At 36.4% G+C, this 8,025-nt stretch carries 3 protein-coding genes and 1 pseudogene; all 4 read right to left on the bottom strand.

Annotation, left to right across the window (positions count from 1 at the left end):
- A pseudogene (locus tag ACFINR_RS08815) lies at positions 1–1,428 on the bottom strand (hypothetical protein); the annotation flags it as partial.
- Positions 1,429–2,600: 1,172 nt separating this feature from the next.
- Entirely contained in the window at positions 2,601–5,765 is a 3,165-nt protein-coding gene (locus tag ACFINR_RS08810; RefSeq protein ID WP_375654119.1) for a YadA-like family protein, read from the bottom strand.
- A gap of 1,221 nt (positions 5,766–6,986) precedes the next feature.
- Positions 6,987–7,187, bottom strand: a complete 201-nt coding sequence (locus ACFINR_RS08805) for a hypothetical protein (RefSeq protein WP_375654116.1) — start codon at positions 7,185–7,187, stop codon at positions 6,987–6,989.
- A 456-nt stretch (positions 7,188–7,643) separates the two neighbouring features.
- A partial coding sequence (locus tag ACFINR_RS08800; RefSeq protein ID WP_375654112.1) for a YadA-like family protein occupies positions 7,644–8,025 on the bottom strand: 382 nt, incomplete at its 5' end.

The raw sequence follows: 8,025 nt of genomic DNA, 5'->3' as shown, positions 1-8,025 counted from the left end.
CGTTCTACTAATGTCTCCATTTTTAAGAGACGTTATCTTGCTGCTCTCTTTACTGTCCCCATGCGTCGCTACAAAGGCATTCGCGGTTTGGCTCCAGATTAAAGAATCACTCTTTTCACCAGCAATTTCTTTGCTAATCTCATTTTTAATATTCGTGATAGAATCACCAACACCGGCAAAGGCAGACGCGACACTATCATAAGTCGAATCAGTAACATCACCATCAGAATTAAATCGCTTAACCTTGAATGTAGGAGCATTCCACGTGCCATTCTCATACTTAGCATTACCACCTAAAGATTTTGCAACACTGCTACCTAGAGCATGAAGCTGATTACCCGTTACGGCATCCGTGGAACCAGCATTAATCGAACCATCTAAAAGAGATGTAAGCTTGCTATTACTTTTGCTATCTTTCTCTCCATGCGTCGCTACAAAAGCATGTGCAGTATCGCTCCAATGCAAGGAATCACTCTTTGCTTCAGCAATATCTTTGCTAAGTTCATTCTTAATATTCGTGATAGAATTATTCATATTTACGAAAGAAGTTCCTACACCAGCAAACGCTGTTGCTACATCATGATACTCTTTATCTTCTGTTTTGCCATCTTCTTTCACGCTCTTAACCGTGAATGTAGGTACACTCCAAGTTCCATCCGCATAACTAGCATTACCACCTAAAGATTTTGCAACCCCAGTGCCTAACGTATAAAGCTGGGAACCATTAACGGCATCGGTTGACGTTTTTGAGAGCTCACCAGGAGAAACATCCAAAAGACGCCGTGTCTCACCTTTACTATTCCGAATAGTTATTTGAGTTAATGGTGAGGTAGGAGCAACAGTTACCATACTTGCATCATCCGCTCGGGCTAGTTCACGAGATAAGCTTCTTAAAAGAGAAAAGCTGCCTGTGTTTTCATGCCTATCATCACTTTGATATGGATTATCTTGTTTTCCCCCAATAGCATGGGGTTCCTTTATCTCAACAATCTGATGATTTAAACTTGTGGAAACACTCTTCACGCCAGAAAATGCATCCGCAACACTTTTATAACCTTCTACATTCTTATAACCTTCCGTACCTGCAAATGCAGTATCAAAAGCAGCTTTAGTCTGAAACTTAATATTAAGACTTAAGTTCTTGGGGGCATCCTCCCCCTCCACAAATGCAGAGCCACTATCTCTATACAATTTACTGCCAACTACATAGGCTGGCGGTATACCTTTAAGCGCATTTGTACCACCACTAAAGTCGTTTGATATGTTATTTAAAATCTGAGTAGCAGCAGCAACAGGAGAAACATTTGATAAAAATATAATCACTGAAGCCAATGAAAGCGCTTTAATAAAAAGCCGTCGATAAAACGAGCAAGAATCTTTACAATCATTCACCACTAGCGCTTTTGGTGTGGTATATAATTTTTTCATAACAAATTCTCCAAATAGGAAAGACATATTTAGAACATTAAAAAGTCATATTTCAGTGTTAGGAGTGATTAACGACGTGATTTTTTTTGTTCTTTATAAAGTTTGAGTTTGCCGCAGAGGCGAACAGAAGTAATTAGAAGTCTAGCAAGGTTGCAATCAATCTTGATAAACGATGTGGTTAATGGGTTTTTTATTTTTTCCGCCTTTAAGAAGGGTGCTTTTTTTGCAACAAAACTCCTGGATGAGGGTGAAAAACAGGTATGAAGAAGACATACTTGCACCCTATTGTTAGGTCTGCGGTTTATAGTTTTAAAAGTAAAAGAGTTCATTTTATATGATTAAGAAGCTGTAAGGTATTATTAGGGGAAAAGTTTAAGTTGTTGGCTGAATGATTTAGAGTACTTGTTGTGAAATCATTACGCTTTTATCGCGGGGATAAGCGGCATACTCTTAAGCTTTAGAGTAAAATGAGGATGATTGTGTGTGTTGTTCATAATCAACTGCCCCCCCTTACGAGCATTTTTCTGTTTTTGTCAAAATGAGTCTTACTAAAGAATATTCTGTGATGTTATAGACTATTGAGTGAAATAGCAAGAAGAAAATGAATTTAATTATTTTTACAGAATGAGTCTTTCCGATTTATATAACCGTGAAATATCCTTATAACTTTAAAACTCATAGATTCCATGCACTATAGACTTGTCTAGAGATTCTGTTTCATAGTTTTATTTAAGTGTCCCATTTTGATCAAAATGAGTCTTACTAATAATTGCTGCTGTTGCGTGCCTCATGATTGCTACTGCTATGTACAGAGCAAATAAATAAAATAATAAAATAGGATTTTTAAACGTATCCCCCAATGGATATTTTCCATCAATGAAATTATAGAACGTACAGTTTTAAAATACTGCGCAATTACGCACTGAGAGTACTACTCTGTATTTGTAAAATTTTTGTTAAAGTGCTTTACTTCTTACTAAAATCAATCTCACTAAGATTATTACTATAGAATACATTGGTATAAGACTTTAATTATTATAAGACTTTATAAATATACTACTCTATGGCCTTCTCTGTAAAATATTACTTCTCTATAATATAAAATTTCGCCCCTGTCTAAGAAGACAAGGGCGAAACTTCGCTTAAATTGTAGTTTTTCATATTCTCTGGTGTTATTTTAATTTCAGAGTTATTCCACCACCTACACCCCACTGACCGCCAGCACTGGTTGCTGATAGATTAGAACGAATCTTGCCATCTTCAGATGTATAACCTGCACCAATCGCAAAGGCAGATTGTCCACGCCAAAAACCGCCACCAAATGAAACACTCACAGATCCTGGGTCATCGAAGTAACGTAAGTTAGAGACTGCCAAACCAATCGCTGCTGCTTGCCTTGCCTCTTTGCGCACATTCGTAATATCATAACTTAGTGCGTCAAACTTCATATCGGTATAGGATTTTGCCTCGTTAATACCATTATTGACTTGATCGTTCGTATACTTTTTCGCACTTTCAAGAGTAATCTCCATCTGCTGCGCGGTATGATCGTATAACTGACCACCATTCACTGCGTCCTTAGAGCCATGTTCAATTTTTCCATCTTTAACATTAGTAATCAAAACAGGCTCACTGTCATCGACACCTTTTAGAGTGATGCTACTGATTTTCTTTCCGCTATCATCGGTATCATAGCTAACCGCAACATTCACCTTGTTTTCAACTTCTGTTACCCTGTCTGTAACGCTGTCTACCTTTTTTTCAACGCCTGTTACCCTGTCTGTAACGCTGTCTACCTTTTTTTCAACGCCTGTTACCCTGTTACTCATCTGTGAAAACTGATTGTCAGTCACCTCATAAGTTGACTTTTCTAAAATTTCACTAGGAGCAACAGTTACCGTGGTTGAATTATCCGCCTCATCTATGGCGCTTTCTTCCTCATCTATGGCAAGAGGTAAGCTTCTTAGAAAACGTGCGCTTCTCATAAAAGGAAAGCCTTTTGAAATAACATCCGAAGGATCACCATTTTGTGGTTTACCCTCTGTTTCACCAATACCGTTCATAACCCGCTCATTTAAACCTGCCAAAGCACTATTAACGCCAGCAAATGCATCTGCAACATTAGTATATTTTTTCTCAGTTTCCTTACCATTCTTATCAAAGGCTTTAACTGTGAAAGTCGGAGCACTCCAATTTCCACCTTTATATCCAGAACCACCACCGAAATAAGTAGCAATCTGGTTGTTTATCGAATAGAGCTGAGAACCAGTTATAGCATCAGTCGACGTTTCTGAAATCTCACCAGCAGCAATATCAAAAAGACGCCGGCTTTCACCTTCACTACTCATAAAACTTACTTGTTTTAATGGTGATTTAGGAGCAACAGTTATCGTAGTTGGAACCTTCACATTACCTAAAGCACTAGGTAAGCTTCTCATAAAAGGAAAGCCTTCTGAAATAATATCATTCAAATCACCGTCTTGATGGGTGTGTTCCTTTTCTTCAATACCAGGCTTATTCTTTATCTTAACAATCTCCTCATTCAAACTTGTGAAAGCACTATTAACGCCAGAAAACGCATCTGCAACATTAGTATAGTTTTTCTCAGTTGCATTACCATCCTTATCAAAGGCTTTAACTGTAAATGTAGGAGGTGACCATTTTCCATCTTTATAGCCAGCACCACCGCCAAAATAACTTGCAAATGCTTGAGCCATCAAATAAATTTGACCACCATTTACTGCTTCGGTCGATGTTGCCGTAAATGCACCCCCTTTAACACCAGAGATAACTCGTGGAAAATTAATACCGTTTGTAATATCTATTCTATCACCACCCTTGTCTCCGCCAATCGTAATAAGCCCAGCGCTATTTTGCTTAACAAAACTATCACCTGTCACACTTTCGATCTTTTGATTAAGATTCGTAAAAGAACTACTTACACCAGAAAGCGCATCCCCAACATTCTTATAGTTCTTTTCAGTCCCACTACCATTTTTATCAAAAACCTTAACTGTAAAAGTAGGAGCATTCCAGTTTCCATCTTTATCATATCCAGCATTATCACTAAAATAGCTAGCAACTACATTGCTCATGGCATAAAATTGAGAGCCATTTATCGCATCAGTCGATGTTGCTGTAATCGAACCAGCCTTAACACCCGCAAGAGTCCGTGCCACATTATCAACATTTGCTATATTTACCTGGACCCCTCTTACTTTTCCACCAATGGTAATAAGGCCGGTATCATCTTGCTTAACAAGATCATCACCTGTCCCATTAATGACTATATTCTCAATCTTTTTATCAAGATTTGTGAAAGAACCACTTACGCCAGTAAAGGCATCCGCAACATTAGTATACTTCTTTTCAGCTCCATTACCATCCTTATCAAAGACCTTAACTGTAAAAGTAGGAGCACTCCAGTTTCCATCTTTATAGCCAGCACCACCGCCAAAATATTCAGCAAATGCCTGATTTATTGAATAAAGTTGAGAACCATTTACTGCTTCGGTCGACGTTGCTGTAATCGAACCAGCCCTAACACCCGAAAGAGTCCGAACTGCATTATCAACGTTTGCAATGCTTACCTTAGTTCCACTTACTTCTCCACCAATGCTAATAAGTCCTGTATCATCTTGCTTAACAAGACTATTACTTGCTACCTTAATATTTTCAATCTTTGCATCAAGATTCGTGAAAGAACTACTTACGCCAGTAAAGGCATCCGCAACATTCTTATAATCCTTTTCAGCTCCATTACCATTTTTATCAAAGACCTTAACTGTAAAAGTAGGAGCTATCCAGTTTCCTTTTCTATCGTATCCAGCACCACCGCCAAAAGAGATCGCAGTACTGATGCCTTGGGAAAAAAGCTGAGAACCATTGACTGCATCATACGAGATTGGCGAAACCCAACCATCAGCAACACCAGTAAGAGTCCTCAATCCATGAGAGCTATTTGCGATAGTTATTCTATTACCACCTACGTCCGCACCAATTGTAATAAGTCCTGATGCATCTTGCTTAACAAGCTTATCATACCTAGTTTCAGCGACATAATTCTCCAAACCATACAGCGCAGAACCAACATCTCTATATATTTTACCGTTAATTATATAGGTTGGCGCAATACTTTTACGTATATTTGTACCTCCGCCAAAATACTGTGCTACATTACCCCAAAGATCACAAGCAAAAACAGGAGAAGCATTTGATAAAAAGACAGCTACTGACACTAATGAAAGCGTTTTAATAAAAGGTAATCGATAAGACGAGCAAGAATTTTTTAAATTACTCACTGCTAGCGTGTGTGGTGTGGTATATATTTTTTTCATAATAAATCCTCTAAGTAAAGAAAGATATTTAAAACATCAAAAAGACATATTCCGGTGCTACTAAGCTCCAGAGATTGTTTTTTCTTGTTTTATAAAAGATTAGGGTTGTCATAATGCGGAAGAGGACTATCTAAGATATCAATGAGATAGAAGTCGACGTTGATCGATAGTCCAATTAATGTGGTTTTTATTTATCCCCTTTAAGGAGGGGTGTTTTTCTTTAGCAGAGCCTTTAAATTTAAAGGTGAAGAAAGGTTAACGAAGTGTGGAAAAAACATGTTTGCGTACTTATTATTAAGTGTTGTGTGCTTAAGAGGCAATAAAGGATGTTTATTGCGGAAGGGGGTTAAGTTGTTTGTTGAGTAATTTAGAGCGTTTTTTGTAGGGTTATTGCGCTTTTGTCGTGAAAATAAGCGAGATATCCCTGAGTTTTATATTTGTATCTCTTAAAGCTCTTTGAGATCAGATGATTGTGATTTTGTGATTTTTTCATGATTTACCGCACCCCGCTTTGCGAAAAGATTTCTAGTTTCTTTTAATTAATTTTCCACACTCTATACAATTATTAAAAAATAGCAAGGAAAAAATAATTTAATTATTTTTTTATATAATGCGTTTTTCTGATTCTTGAAATAATTCTAAAATTCATAGCCTCATTGTTTACACTTTAGGCTTTTATAAAAGTGCTGATGCATCGTTATGCTTTAAATATCCCTGTTGTGATCAAAGTGAGTCTTACTTAATCATTCCCGCTGCTACATACAAAGAAAATAATAAAAATGGAAAAAATGAGATTTTTTATTTCTTTAAGCATACCCCCTAGTGGATATTCCTATTAATAAAATTATAAACTGTACAGTTTTAAAATATTGTGCGATTACGCGTGCTCTATTAATTTATATGAAAACATCACTCTGCATTTGTAATTTTTTTTGTTAAAATGCTTCACTGTAACTAAAATTAGTCCCACTAAGATTATTATTACAGAATACATTGTTATAAAACTTTACAAGTATACTACTCTATGAGTTTCTGTGTAAAATATCACCTCTTTATAAAATTTTTACCCTTGTCTGATGAGACAAGGGCGAATGCGTTTTTTATTATTAATTCAGTGTTAAGTTTACTCCTGCACTTAACCCCCTGTAACCTCTTGCACTCGTGACAGATATAATTAGAGCGAATTTTTCCATCTTCTGACATATAAACGGTTCCAATAGCTCAAGCCAATCGATTACGCCATAAACCACCACCAAAACAAAGACTTAAAGACCAAAGGATATTAAAATCACTTAAATTCGATACTTCTAAACCAACAGAGGACGCCTGTCTTGCTTCTTTCTGAGCTGTCTTAATATCACATCTTAATGCTTCAAATTTTGTATCCGTGTAAGATTTTGCATCATTAACAACATTACTCATTGCATTATACTATGGATTCAGAAAAACATTTATCTATATATTTTTTTGCATCATTAAAAACTGTCTTAATCTGCTGCTCACTGTCATGTAATTGATCACCTTTTATGGCATTATACAATCCAATAATAATCTTATCAGCAGTAGAATTATGCAAAATACCCCCCTATCTTGTCATAAAAAACAATGCTCATTCATTAATAATATTATTACAATATATATTTCTCTTATAAGGAAAAAACTCTCTTAAAAATAAATATCGATTACTCAAATAATTCCTTTTGGAGATGATAAATGATTTTTCATATAAAATTTCATAATAAAAAATATATTTTTACTCGAAATACGTCCTTATCTTCTATTGCTATTCATTTGTGATAAAATAACTTTCCTTCTCTTTAAATGGCACATGTAACGCATTTGATAAGAGAAGGAAAATTTATTTCGAATTTTCTATTGTTAATTCAGTGTTACCCTAAATCCAGCACCTACCCCCCAATGTCCCCCAGAACTCGTTGCAGATACGTTAGAGCGAAATCTTCCATTTTCAGACATATAACCAGCTCCAATAGCAAGTGCAGATTGACTGCGCCATACACCTGTACCAAGTGAAAAACTTAATTTTCCCGGTGTATCGTCATAGCTTAAATTAGATACTGCTAGACCAATAGCAGCAGCTTGTCTTGCTTCTTTCCGAACATCCTGAATAGCATAATTCAATGTCTCAAACTTTATATCCGTATAGGATTTCGACTCGTTAACAGCATCATTGACAAGACCACTAACTTTCTCATCCGTATACTTATTGGCATCTTCAAGAACTATCTTCATCTGCTCTTCA

Source organism: Bartonella sp. AP19HLJMH, from assembly GCF_042196245.1.
Lineage (GTDB): Bacteria > Pseudomonadota > Alphaproteobacteria > Rhizobiales > Rhizobiaceae > Bartonella.
The sequence above is the reverse complement of the archived record's forward strand: the minus strand, read 5'-3'. Positions and strand labels throughout refer to the sequence as shown.